This is a genomic window from Streptomyces xiamenensis, from assembly GCF_000993785.3.
Taxonomy (GTDB): Bacteria; Actinomycetota; Actinomycetes; order Streptomycetales; family Streptomycetaceae; genus Streptomyces; species Streptomyces xiamenensis.
Genome location: NZ_CP009922.3, coordinates 2,630,117 through 2,646,697, shown reverse-complemented (window position 1 = coordinate 2,646,697; position 16,581 = coordinate 2,630,117). Strand labels below are relative to the sequence as shown.

Genomic DNA, 16,581 nt, shown 5'->3' with positions numbered 1-16,581 from the left:
CGATGGCGGTCACACGCGGCACAGGCGGCACGCGCGAACCACGGGGCGCGCGGCGCACACGGCACACACGGCGCGGAAGGTCGGGGGCGGTGACGGGTACCGCGGTGCTCACCGCTCTGGTGCTCGGCCTGAGCGGCTGCGGAAGCGGCGACGGCGGCCGTGCCGGCACAGCCGCCGACCGCACGGGCGAGGAAGAGGGCGCCGCCGCCCGCGACGCCCCCGCCAAGATCGCCCCGCAGCTGATCGGCGACGGTTCCACCGCGTTCACCGGAACCCAGCCCCACCAGCCCGACGTGACCCGGCTCGAACCGGGCGAGACACCCCCGCAGTTCGTCGTCTTTTCGTGGGACGGGGCCGGTGAGGACAGCAACAAGCTCTTCTCCCGGTTCCGCGAGATCGGCCGGGAGTACGACGCGCACATGACGTACTTCCTCTCCGGCGTCTACCTGCTGCCCGAGGCCGAACGCATGGCGTACCAGCCGCCCGGCCACTCCGCCGGCGCCTCCGACATCGGCTACCTCAAGGACGAGAACATCGCCGCCACCCTCGAACAGGTACGGGGCGCCTGGCTGGACGGCAGCGAGATCGGCACCCACTTCAACGGCCACTTCTGCGGCCCCTCCGGCGTCGACAGCTGGTCCGCCCAGGACTGGATCAGCGAGACCGAGCAGGCCAAGTGGATGGTGCAGAACTGGAAGACCACCACCGGCTGGACCGACCTCGAACCCCTGCCCTTCGACTACGACAAGGAACTCGTCGGCGGACGCACCCCCTGTCTGGAGGGCCGCGACGCCCTCCTGGAGGCCGCCGGCGAGCTCGGCTTCCGCTACGACTCCAGCGGCAACGGCAAGCAGGTGTGGCCCGAGCAGACCGACGGCATCTGGGACGTCCCCCTCCAGGCCGTCCCCATGCCGGGCCGCTCCTTCGAAACCCTGTCCATGGACTACAACTTCATGGTCAACCAGTCAGGGCCCAGCAGCGGCGACCCCGCCATGCACACCACCTGGGGCAACCAGATGCGCGACGGCCTGCTCGCCGCCTTCGACCGCGCCCACAACGGCAACCGCGCCCCGCTGATCATCGGCAACCACTTCAACAGCTGGAACGGCGGCGTGTACATGGACGCCGTCGAGGAAGTGATCAAGGAAGTGTGTCCGAAGGAGGACGTGCACTGCGTCTCCTTCCGGCAGCTCGTCGACTGGCTCGACGCCCAGGACCCGGAGGTCCTGGAGAAGCTGCGCACCCTGGACGTCGGTGAGCAGCCGGCCGAGGGCTGGCAGACCTTCCTGACCACACCCGCCCAGCCGGCCACCGAACCGGACACTCAGCCGACCGCCTGAGCCGCCCGTTCCTCCCGCAGCACGAAACCGGGGTCGACCTGCGCCGCCAGGTCGGCCCCGGTGCGCTCGTTGCCCCAGCTCGCGGCGTTCTTCAGATGGAAGTGCACCATCTGCTGCGTGTAGCGCTCCCAGTCCCGCCCCTCGTACGCCGCGTCCGCCTCGCGGTGCAGGACGGACAGCGCCGCCCGGTTGCCCTCCTCCAGCTCGGGGAACGGCCGCCGCACCCCGCGCTCCAGAGCCCGCACCCAGTCGGACTGCCCCAGCGTCACCAGCAGATCGTCGCCGACGTGCGCGCGCAGGAACTCCTCGTCCTCCGCGCCCAGCACCTTGTTCCCGACGACGCGCAGCGCCACCCCGAAGTCCCGCGCGTACTCCCGGTACTGGCGGTACACCGACACCCCCTTGTGGGTCGGCTCCACCACCAGGAACGTCAGGTCGAAGCGGGTGAACATCCCCGAGGCGAACGAGTCGCTGCCGGCCGTCATGTCGACCACGACGTACTCCTCGCGCCCGTCCACCAGGTGGTTCAGGCACAGCTCCACCGCCCCGGTCTTCGAGTGGTAGCAGGCCACGCCGAGGTCCTCCTCGGTGAACGGCCCCGTCGCCAGCAGCCGGACGGGCCGCCCGCCCGCGACGGGCTCCACCGTGCGCGCGCAGGCGGCGAAGACCGGGTTGTCCTCGTCGAGCCGCAGCAGCCGTGAACCGGCGCCGGGCGGCGTCGTCTTGATCATCGTCTCGGCGGACAGGATCCGCGGGTTGTCGCCGCGCAGGTACTCCTTGATCAGCGGAAGCCGCCCGCCCAGCGGCGGCACCGCGGCCGCCTCCTCGTCCGACAGGCCGAGCGCCGGGCCCAGATGCTGATTGATGTCGGCGTCCACCGCCGTGACCGGCACCCCCCGGTGCGCCAGGTGCCGGATGAACAGCGAGGACAGCGTGGTCTTGCCGCTGCCGCCCTTGCCTACGAAAGCGATCTTCATGTTCATTAGCGTAGTGGTCCGGCGACCCTTCGCGAGCCAAGCCCTAAGCTTCGGCACCATGCACGCCAACACCCCCGCCGACCCCCTCACCCCCCTGGCCGAACTGCCCGGGGTCCCCGACACGGTGGCCTCCGTCCGTACCGCCGTCGACCGGCTGTACGGCCACCGGGTGATGCGCCGCCGCGCCACCGAGGTCGCCGGCGAGGCCGCCCTGCGCGGCGCCCGCGGCTCCGCCGCCCTCTCCGGTGCCGACTGGGCCCTGGAAGAGGTACGCCGGCGCACGGACTTCGGCGACGGCGACCAGGCCCGGACGATCGGCGCCGCGCTGCGGGTCACCGCCGAGGCGGGCGGCTCGCTTCAGGTGTGGCGCGCGACGCCGCTGCGCGTACTGGCCCGGCTGCACCTGCTGGCCGCCTCCCGGGAAGTGCCGGGCGGGGCGCCGGAGGAGACCATCGGCCGCCCCCGGCTGGCGGGCGAGACGGTCGACGAGCCCGCACTGGCGGAGGGTCAGATTCGGCTGCCCGGCGCCGAAGAGCTGGCGGCCCGGCTGGATGGCCTCAACCAGCTGCTGGTGACCGGCTCCGCCGCACCGGCCCTGGTCACGGCGGCCGTCGTGCACGGCGAACTCCTCACCCTGCGCCCCTTCACCACGCACAACGGCCTCGTCGCGCGCGCCGCCCAGCGCATCGTGCTGCTCGGCTCGGGCCTGGACCCCAAGGGCGTGGCCCCGGCCGAGGCCGGACACGCCGAGACCGGAACCGAGGCGTACGCCCAGGCCCTTGCCGGCTACGCCTCCGGCACGGCACAGGGCATGGCGGAGTGGATCGCGCACTGCGGGCGCGCCGTGGAGCTGGGGGTGCGGGAGTCGGTGGCCGTCTGCGAGGCTCTTCAGCGCGGAGCGGCCTGAGCCCGGGTTCCGGCCCCGGGGCGTGAAGCGGCGGCGCCGCTGTGACGCCGCGCCGCCGACCGACATCGAACGCCGAGTGAACAGTGCGTGCGCGACAGTTTGTGCCGATCAGGTGCGGGACTCGCGCCCCGTTCCCTGTGCGGCTGGCCCGGTTGGCGGGTCGGCTTCGCGTGGGTGCCCGGTGTTCATGTCAGACGGTCCGTGGGCCGTTGTGAACGGGATCCTCTCGGATGCCGCTGGTTCACGGGCCGTCAATTCCTTTGTACTCCGTTCGGGGGCGAAGGGAAACCTGAATCGGCCCCGAACGGCCTTTTTTTACTTTTCGCCCGGAACTTTGCGAAACGCCTGAACGGCCCGGACCGCTCGGCCGGCGCGGCGCCGGCCCACGTACCAGACCAGGCCCGCGGTGGCGACGGCGGCGACCACCGCGGCACCGGCCGCCAGCGCGGGCCGGGTGGGCATCGACAGCGACGGCAGCCGCTGCCGCAACGGCACCGGGCGCTCGAACGCCAGCACCGGCCAGGAGCGCGCCGCCGCCTCCTTGCGCAGCGCCCGGTCCGGGTTCACGGCGTGCGGGTGGCCGACCGACTCCAGCATCGGCACATCGGTGATCGAGTCGCTGTAGGCGTAACAGCGCTCCAGGTCGTATCCCTCGGAGGCTGCCAGCTCCCGGACCGCCTCCGCCTTGGTCGGGCCGTAGGCGTAGTAGTCGACCTCGCCCGTGTAGCGGCCGTCCTCGATCACCATCCGGGTGGCCACCACCCGGTCGGCGCCCAGCAGCTGCCCGATGGGCTCGACCACTTCGGAACCCGAGGTGCTGACGATCACCACGTCCCGGCCCGCGGCGTGATGCTGCTCGATGAGAGAGGCGGCCTCGTCGTAGATGATCGGATCGATCACCTGGTGCAGGGTCTCGGCGACGATCTCCTTCACCTGGGCTACGTTCCACCCGCGGCACAGCGCCGACAGATACTCCCGCATCCGCTCGGTCTGCTCGTGGTCCGCGCCGCCCACCAGATAGAGGAACTGGGCGTATGCGGTGCGCAGCACGGCACGGCGATTGATCAGCCCGCCCTGGTAGAAGGAGCGACTGAAAGTGACTGTGCTCGACTTCGCGATGACCGTCTTGTCCAGGTCGAAGAAGGCGGCGGTGCGCGGCTGGGACAGGTTTTCCACCTGCCCGAGCATAAGGGGCCGCCATTCGGCGTACGCTGGGGCGCGTGGGTTTGCCTGAGAAGGCTCTCGGGTACACCATGGAAGTCACGGATCGTTCGCGACCGTGCTAACCCGGTCCGGCTCCTCCCCCCGAGTCGGCCGTGGAAGACGACCCCCGCTCTCCCCCCCGGCGGGGGTCGTCGCATGTCCGGGCCCGGTTACGGCGCCCACCTCGACCGATGCGCCCGCGTGAGCGCCGGGGCGATGGTGAATCCCCACTCCCTTAACCGTAGGTAATCGTTGTGCTGCGGTAAGCCTTTGGCGTGAGGTTCACCGAATGGGGTGACGAAGTTATCCACAGGGCTGTGGTTATCCACAGAATCCCAGCGAGATCCCCGTCATCCCGTGACATCGGTCACCGTGATTCCCGTCGCTGCCGCACCGCCGAAGGGGACGGGACTCATGACCACCACGCGCCCGATTCTGATCGTCACCGAAAACGAGAACACGCTGGACGACCTGTTGCGCCTGTGCGCCGCCGCAGGCGCCCCCGCCGAGGTCGCCCCCGGGGTGCCCACCGCCGAACAGTGGGCGGACGCGCCGCTCGTCCTGGTCGGGGACGACCGGGCGCTCGCCCGGCAGGGCCGCGGCTGGCCGGGGCGGCGTCCCGGGGTGCTGCTCATCGCCCGGGACCTGGACGACCACACGGTGTGGGCGCGGGGCATGGCCCTGGGAGCCGAGGAGGTCGCACATCTGCCGGACGCCGAACCGTGGTTGGCGGACCGCATCGCCGACGCCTTCGAGGCCACCGGCCGCCCCGCGCTGACCATCGGCGTGCTCGGCGGGCGCGGCGGCGTGGGAGCCTCCGCCCTGGCCGGCGCCCTCGCCGTCACCGCCGCTCGCCAGGGCCATCGCACCGTGCTGGTCGACGGCGACCCCTTGGGCGGCGGCCTGGATGTGCTGCTCGGCGGCGAACGCGCCACCGGGTCACGCTGGCCGGCCTTCGTCACCGCACAGGGCCGGCTCTCCCGGGCCGCCCTGGAGGAATCACTGCCCAGAGTGCACGGAGTGAGCCTGCTCAGCTGGGACCGGGGCTCCGTCCTGCGGCTGACCGGGCAGGCCATGCGGTCCGTGCTCACCGCCGCGCAGCGCGGCGGCGGCCTGGTCGTCCTGGACCTGCCGCGCACCGTGGACGAGGCCGGCGCCGAGGCACTGGCCCAACTGGACCTGGGCCTGCTGGTGGTCCCCGGCGAACTGCGCGCCGTCGCAGCCGCCCGCCGGGTCGCGGGCACCGCCGGGGCACTCGTACGGGATCTGCGGGTGGTCGCGCGGGGACCACGGCTGCCCGGCGGGCTGGCCGGAGCCGAACTCGGGCAGGTGCTCGGACTGCCGCTCGCGGGCGAACTGCCGGAGGAACCCGGCCTCTCCCAGAAGATCGAGGAGGGCCGTCCACCCGGCGACAACGCCTCGGGGCCACTCGCCCACTTCTGCGCCGAACTGCTCACCCACGCCCTGCCCGCCGCGCGAGCCGCCGCGTGAACGCCATGGCGGAACTGCTCGAAACGGTCCGCGTACGACTGGCCGAGCGGGGCGCCGAACCGACAGCGGGGAACGTGACCGCCGCACTCGGCGATCGGGGCCGGTTGCTGGGCGACACGACCGTGCGCGAGGTGGTCCGCACCCTGCGATCCGAACTGGACGGTGCCGGGCCGCTGCAACCCCTGCTCGCCGCACCGGACGTCACCGATGTGCTCGTCAACGCCCCCGACGAGGTCTGGATCGAACGCGGCAACGGACTGGAACGGGCCCCGGTGCGCTTCCCCGACGCCGCCGCCGTGCGCCGCCTCGCCCAGCGGCTCGCGGCAACCGCCGGGCGCCGCCTGGACGACGCCAGCCCCTGGACGGACGCCCGGCTGCCGGACGGCACCCGCATGCACGCCGTGCTGCCGCCCGTCGCGGCCGGCGGCAGCACCGTGCTGTCGCTGCGGGTCATCAGGACCCGCGCTTTTCAACTGGCCGACCTGGTCGCCGCCGGAACGGTACCGCCCGGCGGCGAACCACTGCTGCGGGCCGTCCTCGCGGCCCGGCTCTCCTTCCTGGTCACCGGCGGCACCGGCTCCGGCAAGAGCACCCTGCTGGCCACCCTGCTCGGTCTTGCCGATCCGGCGGAGCGGATCGTCCTGGTCGAGGACTCCGCCGAACTGCGGCCCAGCCACCCCCACGTGGTGCGGCTGGAATCCCGCCCGGCCAACCAGGAGGGCGCCGGCCGCGTCACCCTGCGCGACCTGGTGCCGCAGGCCCTGCGGATGCGCCCCGACAGGCTGGTCATCGGCGAGGTCCGAGGACCTGAAGTCCTCGAACTGCTCTACGCCCTGAACACCGGCCACGAAGGCGGCTGCGGAACGCTCCACGCGAACGCCGCGGCCGATGTCCCGGCCCGTCTGGAAGCCCTCGCCAGCGGCGCGGGCCTGTCGAGACCCGCCCTGCACAGCCAAGCGGCCGCCGCCCTCTCCCTGATCGTGCACGTCGTGCGCGACCGTGCCACCGGGCGCCGCCGGATCGACGAGATCCACACCCTGGGCCGCGACCCCGCCACCGGCCTGGTCACCACCACACCGGCGGCCCACTGGAGCGCGGACGGCTTCGTCCCCGACCGGGGCCACGCGGAACTGCTGGCCCTGTGCGCGAGGGGCGGTGCGCAGCTGTGAACAGGACCGGGAGGACGGCCGAAGCACACCCGAGGAGGAGGCGCGGAGATGGATGAGTACCTGACGCGGCTCGCGCCGTTCGTGGTCGCGCTGTGCGCGGGAGCGGCGGCGTGGCTGCTGGTCACGGCCGCGCCGTCGCGCGGTCGCCGGGTCCGGGCGGTGCTGGAGGGCGGTCGCCCGGACCGGGCGAAGCGGTGCCGCCGCCGATGGCGCGTACGGCCGAGGCCACCGGCGGAGGGCACGGCACGGGTGCTCCTGTGGTGCCTGACGGCGGGCGGACTGCTCTCCCTGTGGGGCCGTTCCGTGCTGCCGCTGATCGCGGCCGGTCTGGCGGCACCCGTGGTACTGCGCTGGTGGCGCCGTCGTCAGGAGCGGCGGGAGGCCGACCGGCGCCGCGAGGCGGTGATCGACTTCTGCCGTTCGGTGGCGGCCGAGGTACGGGCCGGACGGCAGCCCTCCCAGGCGCTGGCGGCCACTGGCGTGAGCGGGTTCGGCGGGGCGGGTGCGGCGATCCTGGCCGCCGCCCGGTACGGCGGCGACGTCCCCCGGGCACTGGGCGCCGCCGCCGACCGACCCGGAGCGGAAGGGCTGCGCGGCGTGGCCGCCTGCTGGCGGGTCGCGGTGGACAGCGGCGCGTCCCTGGCCCTGGGCCTGGAGAAGGTCGCGCGGGCGCTGCGCGCCGAACGCGATCAACAGGAGGAACTGCGCGCCCACCTCGCGGGCCCGCGCGCCACCGCCGTGCTGCTGGCCGCCCTGCCCCTGTTCGGGCTGCTGCTGGGCGCGGTGATGGGCGTGGAACCCCTGCGTGTGCTGCTGCACTCCACCGCCGGCCTCGGCTGCCTGCTGATCGGCGTCCTGCTGGAACTCGCGGGCCTGGCCTGGGTCACGGCCATCACCCGCTCGGCGGAGAAGGCGGCGACCCGATGACCGGAACCCTGCGCGCCGCGCTGCCCCTGCTGGCGGCGGTGGCCGCCCCACTGATGCTGCTGCGCGTGCTGGCCGCACGCCGGACGAGGGCCGCCCGGCTGGCAGCCCTGTGGAAGGAGCCCGGCACCGAGCTGTGGCGGGACAGGCTGCGGTGGCCCGGGGTGGGCACGCGCCGGCCTCGTCGTGAGGATCCGCAGTTGCCCTTGCTGGCCGAGCTGTTGGCTGCCTGCCTGGCAGCGGGTGCCGCCCCGGGAGCGGCGGCGGGCGCGGTGGGGGGCTCGCTGAGCGGACCGCTCGCGGCGGGCCTGCGGCGGGCGGCCACCGAGCTGCGGCTGGGCGGCGAGCCGGCCGCCGTATGGAAGAGATTCGGCCAGTTGCCCGGGGCTTCCGGGCTGGCCAGACGGCTGGAGCTGGCCGATGTCAGCGGCGCCCCCGCCGTGGCCACGGTGGCGGCGGAAGCCGCCGAGTGCCGGGCGCGGCGCGGCCGCGCCGCCCAGACGACCGCCCGGCGGGCGGCGGTCCTGGTGACGGGGCCCCTGGGCCTGTGCTTTCTGCCCGCGTTCTTGCTGATCGGGGTCGCCCCCGTGGTGATCGGACTCGCGAAGGAGCTGATGTGAGATGACCAGGTGGATGAAGCGGAGTGCGCTGCGGGGTGCGCGAGGTGACGCCGGGATGAGCACGGCCGAGTACGCGGTGGGAACCATCGCGGCGGCGGCGCTGGCCGCCGTGCTGTACCAGGTGCTCACCTCGGACACCGTTGTCAGCCTGCTGCGCGGCACGATCGAGCAGGCGTTCAGTGGGCCGCTGTGAGCGTCGCCGTGGGCGCGAACGGGGCTATGTCACCGCCGAGACGGCCATTGTCGCGCCCGCGCTGGTGGCTCTGCTCGCCATGCTGCTGTGGGCACTGGGCGCGGTGGCGACCCAGTTGCGCTGCGGTGACGCCGCGCGGGCCGCGACCCGCGCGGCCGCCCGGGGCGAACCGGCCTCCGTCGTGCTGGCGGTGGCGCGGGCCGCTGCGCCCCAGGGCGCGGATGTCCGGTTGCACACCGAGGATCAGCTGCAACGGGTGGAGGTCCGGGCCCGAACCCCCGGCCCCGCCGCCCTGGGACTCGACGTCTCCGCCGCCGCCACCGCCCATGCCGAGCCTCGGGAGAGCCCTGTTCCTGCCATCGCTCAGGCCGACGCCCGCGAAGAGCCTGCCCTCGCCGCCGCCCACGCCGAGGCCCGGGAGGGTCCCGTCCCCGTCGACGCTCATGGCGGGGTCCGGGAGGAGCCTGGACGCTTCACCGGTCCGAGCGGGGCACCGAAGGGCCGGGCGCCGGTCACCGGCGGGTCGGCGGCCCGCGTGGCAAGGGGGCGGCGGGGCCGGCGGGCCGGCGACCGTCCGTCGTCACGGTCCGACTCCGGGCCATGCACCGGGCACGGCCGGGCCGCCACCCCGCTCGGCCGGGACGATCGGGGGATCGCCTCCGTGTGGGGGGCGGCGGTCGGGGCGCTGCTGTGCGGGGCGTTCGGCGCCGTCCTCGTCCTGGGACAGGTGGTCGAGGTACGGCAAAGGGTCGCCACCGGTGCCGACCTGGCGGCGCTCGCCGCCGCCGACCACGCACTCGGCGGGTCCCGTACGGCCTGTGCGGCGGCCGAACGGGTGGCGCTCGCGCATCGGGTGCGACTGGCGCGCTGCGACATGGCCGGGGAGATCTCCGACCTCTCGGTCGAGGGCGGCGTGGGCCCTTACACCGTCACGGCGCGGGCTCGGGCGGGGCCTCATGACGCAGCAGTTCCGTGAGCAGCCGGATGGCGCCGCGCTTGTGCAGGGGCTCGTTGCCGTTGCCGCACTTGGGCGACTGGACGCACGACGGGCAGCCGGCCTCGCAGCCGCAGGCGGCGATCGCATCCCGGGTGGCGGTCAGCCAGGCGCGGGCGGTGTGGAACCCGCGCTCGGCGAAGCCCGCCCCGCCCGGATGGCCGTCGTGGACGAAGACCGTCGGAAGGAGTGTGTCGGGGTGCAGGGCGGTGGAGACGCCACCGATGTCCCAGCGGTCGCAGGTGGCGAACAGCGGCAGCATGCCGATGGAGGCGTGTTCGGCGGCGTGCAGGGCGCCCGGGAGGATCTCCGGGGTGATCCGGGCCGCGTCCAGTTGGTCCTCGGTGACCGTCCACCACACCGCCCGGGTGCGCAGCGAGCGCGGCGGCAGGTCCAGGCTGGTCTCGCCCAGGATCTCGCCCGTCAGCAGTTTGCGGCGCAGATAGGAGACGACCTGGTTGGTCACCTCCACCGAGCCGAAGCACAGCTTCGCCGGGCCCCACGGGATCTCGGTCTCCGTCTCCAGGATCGAGATGTCGGCGACATCACGCGCCGAGGTGGACCAGGGCGGGCTCGACTCCTCGACCAGGGCGACGGAGTCCGTCAGGTCCAGTTCCCGCACGACGTAGCTGGAGCCCCGGTGGAGGTGGACGGCGCCCTCGTGAACGGTGGAGTGGGCGGCGGACGCGTCCACCGTGCCCAGCAGCCGCCCGGTGGCCTGCTCCACCACCTGCACCGGCCGCCCGCCCTGTCCGCGGATGTCGACGAGGTCGGCGGGCCGCTCGCGGCGCGTCCAGTACCAGCCGGTGCCGCGGCGGCGCAGCAGGCCGCGGTCGGCCAGTTTGGGCAGCAGCGCGCCCCCCGCCGCGCCGAACAGGTCCTCACCGCCGTCCGCCTCGGTGAGCGGGACCTCGGCCGCCGCCGCGCACAGGTGCGGGGCGAGCACGTACGGGTTGGCCGGGTCCAGCACCGTCGATTCGACCGGCTGCCGGAAGAGCGCCTCTGGGTGGTGCACCAGGTAGGTGTCCAGCGGGTCGTCGCGGGCCACCATCACGGCCAGCGCGCCCTGCCGTCTGCGTCCCGCCCGCCCGGCCTGCTGCCACAGCGAGGCCCGGGTCCCCGGGTAGCCGGCCAGGATCACGGCGTCCAGGCCCGCGATGTCCACGCCCAGCTCCAGGGCGTTGGTGGCGGCGAGTCCCAGCAGTTCACCGCTGTGCAGGGCGCGTTCCAGGGCGCGGCGTTCCTCGGGGAGGTAGCCGCCCCGGTACGCCTGGACCCGGCCCGCCAGGGAGCGGTCCACCTCGGCGAGACGTTCCTGGGCGATCAGCGAGATCAGTTCGGCGCCGCGCCGCGAGCGCACGAAGGCGACGGTGCGGGCGCCGGCGACCGTGAGGTCGGTGAGCAGGTCGGCGCTCTCTGCGGTGGCGGTGCGGCGCAGCGGTGCGCCGCGTTCCCCGTGGGCCTCGGTGAGGGGTGGCTCCCACAGGGCGAAGACGACCTCGCCGCGCGGGGCGGAGTCCTCGGTGACCTCGGTCACGGGCAGCCCGGTGAGGCGGGTGGCTGCGGCGCCCGGTTCCGCGGTGGTGGCGGAGGCGAGCACGAAGACCGGTTCGGCGCCGTGGTGGCCGGCGACCCGGCGCAGCCGGCGCAGCACCTGGGCGACGTGCGAGCCGAAGACGCCCCGGTAGACGTGGCACTCGTCGACGACGACATAGCGCAGCCGGCGCAGGAAGCCGGACCAGCGGCGGTGTCCCGGCAGCAGGGACCGGTGCAGCATGTCGGGGTTGGTGAGCAGCGCGTTGGCGTGCTCGCGCGCCCAGGTGCGTTCCTCGGGCGGGGTGTCGCCGTCGTACACGGCGGGTCGTACGGCGCTCCCCAGGGGGGCGGCCAGGGCGCGCAGGGCGCGGCGCTGGTCGGCGGCCAGGGCCTTGGTGGGGGCGAGGTAGAGCGCGGTGCCGCCGTCGAGCAGCCCGGTCAGCAGGGGCACCTGATAGGCGAGGGACTTGCCGGAGGCGGTGCCGGTGGACAGCACGACGGAGGTGCCGGCCAGCGCGAGCTCGGCGGTACGTGCCTGGTGGGCCCAGGGCAGGTCGATGCCGGCGGCCCGTACGGCGTCGGTGATCGCGCTCGGTATCCCTTGCGGCCAGGGGGCATGACGGCCCGTTCTGGCGGGCAGGTGCTCCGTATGGGTGATCCGCTCGGAGCGGTCACTTGGCCTGCCCAGGCGCGCCAGCACCTCCCCCGGGGAGGGCCGGCGGGCGGCGGGGACGCCTGCGATTGGCGGTGGCTGGTCGTGGGACATCAGCACCGAGTCTGTCACTGGTTGGACGGACAATGGCTGTAAGACGTCGTCGTGGGCAGGCGGTAGGTGATTGAATGCCATGGCGGCTGCCGATCCATGGGGGGCGACCGCTCGTTAGCAAGGTGCTGGAGGAGTCCGTGGACCTGTCCCTTTCGACCAGGACCGTAGGTGACCGTACGGTCGTCGAGGTCGGTGGCGAGATTGACGTATACACCGCGCCCAAGCTGCGCGAACAGCTGGTAGAGCTGGTGAATGAGGGCAATCACCACCTGGTGGTGGACATGGAGCGCGTGGACTTCCTGGACTCCACCGGTCTGGGTGTGCTGGTTGGTGGTCTGAAGCGGGTCAGGGCCCAGGAGGGTTCGCTGCGGCTGGTGTGCAACCAGGAGCGGATCCTGAAGATCTTCCGGATCACCGGTCTGACGAAGGTGTTCCCGATCCACGAGTCGGTCGAAGAGGCGATCGCGGCGACCGACTGAGTCGGCGCGGGATCCGTACGACATCATCACTGTGAGCCGCCCCGGACCGGCATCGGTCCCCGGGGCGGTGTCCGTGTACGACCGAGGGGGATGGCATGGCCACCGTCGAACTTCGCTTCAGCGCGTCGCCCGAGCATGTGCGGACCGCCCGGCTGGTGGCCGCCGCGGTGGCGCGGCGGGCCGGCGTCGACGAGTCGGCGCTGGACGAGCTGCGGCTCGCGGTGGGTGAGGCGTGCAGCCGTGCCGTGGGGTTGCACACGGCGCACGGGCTGACGTCCCCGGTGCGCGTGACCCTCACCGAGGCGGAGAAGTCGTTCACGATCGAGGTCGGGGACGACGCGCCGAGCGTGGTGCAGGTGCCGCACGGCAAGCCGGCGGCGGAGGCCGCCGAGGAGACGGATGAGCTGGGGCTCGCGGTGATCAGCGGTCTGGTGGACGACGTGGAGGTCATCGCCGATGAGCACGGCGGTGCGATCCGGATGAGCTGGCCCACCATGGACGCCGCTTTCTCCTGATCCGGCCTGCGCTCCGTGATCCCTTTCCCGGGCGGATTTCTTGATCCACCGATTTCTTGATCTCTTTCCTTCTTCGATCTTTCCCCGTTATTGATCGCACGTTTTCCTTTCGCATCCCCTTTTTGGATCGCGTAGTTCTCCCTACACTCCGGCCACGTCCGTTTCGGATCAACGCCTGAGCGTCAAGGAGGACGAATGGCGGGAATTCCGTACATCCATGCCGCCGAGTTGACCGGTGGTGATCGTGGCCTGGTGGTGATCATCGCGGTGGTCGCCGCCGCCGCGCTGGGCCTGGCCGTGGTGCTGGCCCGGCAGGTGCTCGCCGCCGGTGAGGGCACCGCCGGCATGCAGAAGATCGCCGCCGCCGTGCAGGAGGGGGCGAACGCCTATCTCGCCCGCCAGTTGCGCACGGTCTCGGTTTTCGCCGTCGTCGTGTTCTTTCTGCTCTTTCTGCTGCCGGCCGACGACTGGAATCAGCGCATCGGCCGTTCGCTGTTCTTCCTGATCGGCGCGCTTTTCTCCGCCGCCACCGGTTACATCGGAATGTGGCTGGCGGTGCGCAGTAATGTGCGGGTGGCGGCAGCGGCGCGTGCGGCCGATGAGCGCGACGCGGTACCGGCTCGGCATCGGGCGATGCGGATCGCGTTCCGTACCGGCGGTGTGGTCGGCATGTGCACGGTCGGCCTCGGGCTGCTCGGCGCCGCCTGCGTGGTGCTCGTGTACGCGGCCGACGCGCCCAAGGTGCTGGAGGGCTTCGGTCTGGGCGCCGCGCTGATCGCGATGTTCATGCGGGTGGGCGGCGGCATCTTCACCAAGGCAGCCGATGTCGGCGCCGACCTGGTCGGCAAGGTCGAGCAGGGCATCCCCGAGGACGACCCGCGCAACGCCGCCACCATCGCCGACAACGTGGGCGACAACGTCGGCGACTGCGCGGGCATGGCGGCCGACCTGTTCGAGTCGTACGCGGTGACGCTGGTCGCCGCCCTGATCCTGGGCACGGTGGCCTTCGGTGACGCCGGGCTGGCCTTCCCGCTGCTGGTCCCGGCGATCGGTGTCCTCACCGCCATGGCCGGGATCTTCCTCGTCGCACCGCGGCGCGGGGATCGCAGCAGCATGACCGCCATCAACCGTGGCTTCTTCCTCTCGGCGGGTATCTCGCTGGTGCTGGTGGCGGTCGCCGCCTACGCGTACCTCCCGGCCTCCTTCGCCGAGCTGTCCGGGATCGGCGATCCGGAGATCGCCGGGCACGACGCCGACCCCCGGCTGTTCGCGCTCGCCGCCGTGGCCATCGGCATCGTGCTGGCCGCCCTCATCCAGCAGCTCACCGGCTACTTCACCGAGCCGTCCCGGCGTCCCGTGCGGGACATCGGCAAGACCTCGCGGACCGGGCCCGCCACCGTGGTGCTCGCCGGGTTCTCACTCGGTCTGGAGTCGGCCGTCTACACGGCGCTGCTGGTGGGTCTGAGCGTGTACGCGGCGTTCCTGCTGGCCGGCTCGACGATCATGCTGGCGCTGTTCGCGGTGGCCCTGGCGGGTACCGGGCTGCTGACGACGGTCGGGGTCATCGTCGCCATGGACACCTTCGGCCCCGTCGCCGACAACGCGCAGGGCATCGCCGAGATGTCCGGCGACGTGGAGGGCGAGGGCGCCCGGGTGCTCACCGATCTCGACGCGGTCGGCAACACCACCAAGGCCGTCACCAAGGGCATCGCCATCGCCACGGCGGTGCTGGCCGCCGCGGCGTTGTTCGGCTCGTACCGGGACGCCATCGCCACCGCCATCGGAGACGTGGGGGTGGAGAAGATCACCGATGTGACGCTGCTGTCCCTGGACATATCGCAGCCCAACAACCTCGTCGGTCTGATCATCGGGGCGGCGGTGGTCTTCCTGTTCTCCGGGCTCGCCGTCAACGCCGTCTCGCGCTCGGCGGGCTCCGTGGTGTACGAGGTGCGCCGGCAGTTCCGCGAGCGCCCCGGGATCATGGACCACAGCGAGCAGCCCGAGTACGGCAAGGTCGTGGACATCTGCACCCGCGACTCACTGCGCGAGCTGGCCACCCCCGGCCTGCTGGCGGTGCTGGCCCCGATCGCGGTCGGCTTCAGCCTCGGGGTCGGCGCGCTGGGCTCCTACCTCGCCGGATCGATCGCGGCCGGCATCCTGATGGCCGTGTTCCTGGCGAACTCCGGCGGCGCCTGGGACAACGCCAAGAAGCTCGTCGAGGACGGCCACCACGGCGGCAAGGGCAGCGAGGCGCACGCGGCCACCGTCATCGGGGACACGGTCGGCGACCCGTTCAAGGACACCGCGGGCCCGGCCATCAACCCGCTGCTGAAGGTCATGAACCTGGTGGCCCTGCTGATCGCCCCCGCAGTCGTCACGCTCAGCTACGGAGACGACGCGAGCGGGCCGCTGCGGGCCCTGATCACCGCCGTCGCCCTCGTCATCATCGTCGGAGCCGTGTACGTCTCCAAGCGGCGCGGCATCGCGGTCGAGGACGACGAGGAGCACGAGGAGGTGAGTGCCGCGCCCGTTCCCGGACGCTGACCCGGTCGCTCCCCCTCGGTCCCGGTCGCCACGCCTCGGCACCCGGCTCTCGGCCGTCGGCCCCGTGCGGCCGGTCCCGGGGCACGACGCGGACCCGCCGCCGCGTGCGCCCCGGCCGTGACGGCGGCCGCCAGGGCCAGACCCCACACAGCATCCCGCGCCCGGGCCGGCCGCAACACGCCGGCCCGGCGCAGCCGCCCCGCGCCCGCACCCGCCTCCGTTCCGGCCGCTTCGCTCACAGCGCCCCTTCCCGCTCCAGCAACAGCCGCTTGCGCTCGATGCCGCCCGCGTAGCCGGTCAGCGAGCCGTCCGCGCCGATCACCCGGTGACAGGGGCGTACCAGCATGAGCGGATTCGCCCCGATCGCGCCGCCCACGGCACGTACCGCCGCCCGCGACGCCCCGATCGCCTCGGCGACAGCACCGTACGTCGTCGTCGTGCCGTACGGAATGTCCTCCAGCGCCGCCCACACCCGGCGCCGGAACTCCGAACCGAGGGGGAGGTACGTCAGCTCGAAGCGGGTACGGCGCCCTGCGAAGTACTCGGCCAGCTGCCGCACGGCGTCCGCGAACACCGCGTCGTCGCGCCGCCAGCCGGGGTCGACGGCGAAGCCCTTCGGCGACTCCGGGAGCCCGATGGCCGACAGGGCGCCGCCGGGGTCGCCCACCAGCACCAGCTCACCCACCGGGCTGTCCGTACGTGTCCATACCGTGGTCGTCGTCATCGGTTTCTCTCTCCCTCTCCACTCTCACCTGCCAGCCTGCGCCCTCACCGGCCCCGGGTCCGGCGGATTTCGGACATGACAGTGGGCCCGCCCGCACACCGGGTAGGGCCACCCATTCGGGAATCGAGCGCCGTGAGCGGGGAAGGCGTGCCCCATCCGGTGCCTCAGGCGCAGCTCCTCCACACGGCGGACGCTCCCC

At 73.0% G+C, this 16,581-nt stretch carries 15 protein-coding genes; 11 read left to right on the top strand and 4 right to left on the bottom strand.

Annotation, left to right across the window (positions count from 1 at the left end; translation table 11 throughout):
- The first annotated feature begins 2 nt into the window (after nt 1-2).
- The gene (locus SXIM_RS12115) at nt 3-1,340 is read left to right on the top strand and encodes a polysaccharide deacetylase family protein (protein WP_030735411.1); all 1,338 of its coding nucleotides are present in this window, start codon (nt 3-5) and stop codon (nt 1,338-1,340) included.
- Here the strand turns inward: SXIM_RS12115 and SXIM_RS12110 are convergent.
- A complete protein-coding gene (locus SXIM_RS12110) occupies nt 1,325-2,317 on the bottom strand; it encodes an ATP-binding protein (RefSeq protein ID WP_046725612.1) in 993 nt (330 codons plus the stop codon). The genes SXIM_RS12115 and SXIM_RS12110 overlap by 16 nt on opposite strands.
- A gap of 58 nt (nt 2,318-2,375) precedes the next feature.
- Here SXIM_RS12110 and SXIM_RS12105 point away from each other — a divergent pair, with 58 nt between their 5' ends.
- Nucleotides 2,376-3,224 (top strand): Fic family protein, encoded by an 849-nt coding sequence (locus SXIM_RS12105; protein WP_046723934.1) that lies wholly within the window; start codon nt 2,376-2,378, stop codon nt 3,222-3,224.
- 315 nt (nt 3,225-3,539) lie between these two features.
- Here the strand turns inward: SXIM_RS12105 and SXIM_RS12100 are convergent, their stop codons facing one another.
- The gene (locus SXIM_RS12100) at nt 3,540-4,412 is read right to left on the bottom strand and encodes an HAD family hydrolase (protein ID WP_046723933.1); all 873 of its coding nucleotides are present in this window, start codon (nt 4,410-4,412) and stop codon (nt 3,540-3,542) included.
- Between the two features lie 429 nt (nt 4,413-4,841).
- On the opposite strand from SXIM_RS12100, the gene ssd reads away from it, so the two are divergent.
- From ssd to SXIM_RS28715, 6 genes are read left to right on the top strand one after another with little or no spacing between them, the layout of a single operon-like run.
- Nucleotides 4,842-5,918 carry a septum site-determining protein Ssd gene (gene ssd / locus SXIM_RS12095; protein WP_046723932.1) on the top strand — a complete coding sequence of 359 codons (1,077 nt, stop codon included), beginning with the start codon at nt 4,842-4,844 and terminating at the stop codon, nt 5,916-5,918.
- A 5-nt stretch (nt 5,919-5,923) separates the two neighbouring features.
- A complete protein-coding gene (locus tag SXIM_RS12090; RefSeq protein ID WP_046723931.1) occupies nt 5,924-7,087 on the top strand; it encodes a TadA family conjugal transfer-associated ATPase in 1,164 nt (387 codons plus the stop codon).
- Nucleotides 7,088-7,135: 48 nt separating this feature from the next.
- Nucleotides 7,136-8,014: a type II secretion system F family protein gene (locus SXIM_RS28085; protein ID WP_046723929.1), complete on the top strand. Its 879-nt coding sequence runs from the start codon at nt 7,136-7,138 to the stop codon at nt 8,012-8,014.
- Entirely contained in the window at nt 8,011-8,631 is a 621-nt protein-coding gene (locus tag SXIM_RS28080; RefSeq protein WP_053116172.1) for a type II secretion system F family protein, read from the top strand. Before SXIM_RS28085 ends, SXIM_RS28080 begins: the two co-directional genes overlap by 4 nt.
- Before the next feature lie 55 nt (nt 8,632-8,686).
- Entirely contained in the window at nt 8,687-8,824 is a 138-nt protein-coding gene (locus SXIM_RS12075) for a DUF4244 domain-containing protein (RefSeq protein WP_234306929.1), read from the top strand.
- Entirely contained in the window at nt 8,811-9,800 is a 990-nt protein-coding gene (locus SXIM_RS28715; protein WP_342783590.1) for an Rv3654c family TadE-like protein, read from the top strand. The genes SXIM_RS12075 and SXIM_RS28715 overlap by 14 nt, the downstream gene beginning before the upstream one ends.
- Here SXIM_RS28715 and SXIM_RS12060 read toward each other — a convergent pair.
- Nucleotides 9,754-12,201 carry a DEAD/DEAH box helicase gene (locus SXIM_RS12060; protein ID WP_030735387.1) on the bottom strand — a complete coding sequence of 816 codons (2,448 nt, stop codon included), beginning with the start codon at nt 12,199-12,201 and terminating at the stop codon, nt 9,754-9,756. The genes SXIM_RS28715 and SXIM_RS12060 overlap by 47 nt on opposite strands.
- Before the next feature lie 56 nt (nt 12,202-12,257).
- Between SXIM_RS12060 and SXIM_RS12055 the strand changes: the two genes are divergently transcribed.
- From SXIM_RS12055 to SXIM_RS12045, 3 genes are all read left to right on the top strand, one after another.
- Nucleotides 12,258-12,599, top strand: a complete 342-nt coding sequence (locus SXIM_RS12055; protein WP_026047464.1) for an STAS domain-containing protein — start codon at nt 12,258-12,260, stop codon at nt 12,597-12,599.
- 95 nt (nt 12,600-12,694) lie between these two features.
- Nucleotides 12,695-13,114: an ATP-binding protein gene (locus SXIM_RS12050; protein WP_030735380.1), complete on the top strand. Its 420-nt coding sequence runs from the start codon at nt 12,695-12,697 to the stop codon at nt 13,112-13,114.
- 195 nt (nt 13,115-13,309) lie between these two features.
- Complete coding sequence (locus SXIM_RS12045) at nt 13,310-15,658, top strand: sodium-translocating pyrophosphatase (RefSeq protein ID WP_046723927.1); 2,349 nt, start codon at nt 13,310-13,312, stop codon at nt 15,656-15,658.
- Between the two features lie 235 nt (nt 15,659-15,893).
- Here SXIM_RS12045 and SXIM_RS12040 read toward each other — a convergent pair whose 3' ends face one another.
- Nucleotides 15,894-16,382 (bottom strand): methylated-DNA--[protein]-cysteine S-methyltransferase, encoded by a 489-nt coding sequence (locus tag SXIM_RS12040; protein ID WP_030735375.1) that lies wholly within the window; start codon nt 16,380-16,382, stop codon nt 15,894-15,896.
- Nucleotides 16,383-16,581 lie beyond the last annotated feature (199 nt).

Bases quoted from the DNA above. Each gene is read 5' to 3' on its own strand.
- SXIM_RS12075 (WP_234306929.1), top strand. From the start codon at position 8,687: ATGAGCACGGCCGAGTACGCGGTGGGAACCATCGCGGCGGCGGCGCTG.
- SXIM_RS12110 (WP_046725612.1), bottom strand. From the start codon at position 2,317: ATGAAGATCGCTTTCGTAGGCAAGGGCGGCAGCGGCAAGACCACGCTG.
- SXIM_RS28085 (WP_046723929.1), top strand. From the start codon at position 7,136: ATGGATGAGTACCTGACGCGGCTCGCGCCGTTCGTGGTCGCGCTGTGC.
- ssd (WP_046723932.1), top strand. From the start codon at position 4,842: ATGACCACCACGCGCCCGATTCTGATCGTCACCGAAAACGAGAACACG.
- SXIM_RS12115 (WP_030735411.1), top strand. From the start codon at position 3: ATGGCGGTCACACGCGGCACAGGCGGCACGCGCGAACCACGGGGCGCG.
- SXIM_RS12100 (WP_046723933.1), bottom strand. From the start codon at position 4,412: ATGCTCGGGCAGGTGGAAAACCTGTCCCAGCCGCGCACCGCCGCCTTC.
- SXIM_RS12050 (WP_030735380.1), top strand. From the start codon at position 12,695: ATGGCCACCGTCGAACTTCGCTTCAGCGCGTCGCCCGAGCATGTGCGG.
- SXIM_RS12060 (WP_030735387.1), bottom strand. From the start codon at position 12,201: ATGGCATTCAATCACCTACCGCCTGCCCACGACGACGTCTTACAGCCA.
- SXIM_RS12090 (WP_046723931.1), top strand. From the start codon at position 5,924: ATGGCGGAACTGCTCGAAACGGTCCGCGTACGACTGGCCGAGCGGGGC.
- SXIM_RS12040 (WP_030735375.1), bottom strand. From the start codon at position 16,382: ATGACGACGACCACGGTATGGACACGTACGGACAGCCCGGTGGGTGAG.
- SXIM_RS28080 (WP_053116172.1), top strand. From the start codon at position 8,011: ATGACCGGAACCCTGCGCGCCGCGCTGCCCCTGCTGGCGGCGGTGGCC.
- SXIM_RS12105 (WP_046723934.1), top strand. From the start codon at position 2,376: ATGCACGCCAACACCCCCGCCGACCCCCTCACCCCCCTGGCCGAACTG.
- SXIM_RS12045 (WP_046723927.1), top strand. From the start codon at position 13,310: ATGGCGGGAATTCCGTACATCCATGCCGCCGAGTTGACCGGTGGTGAT.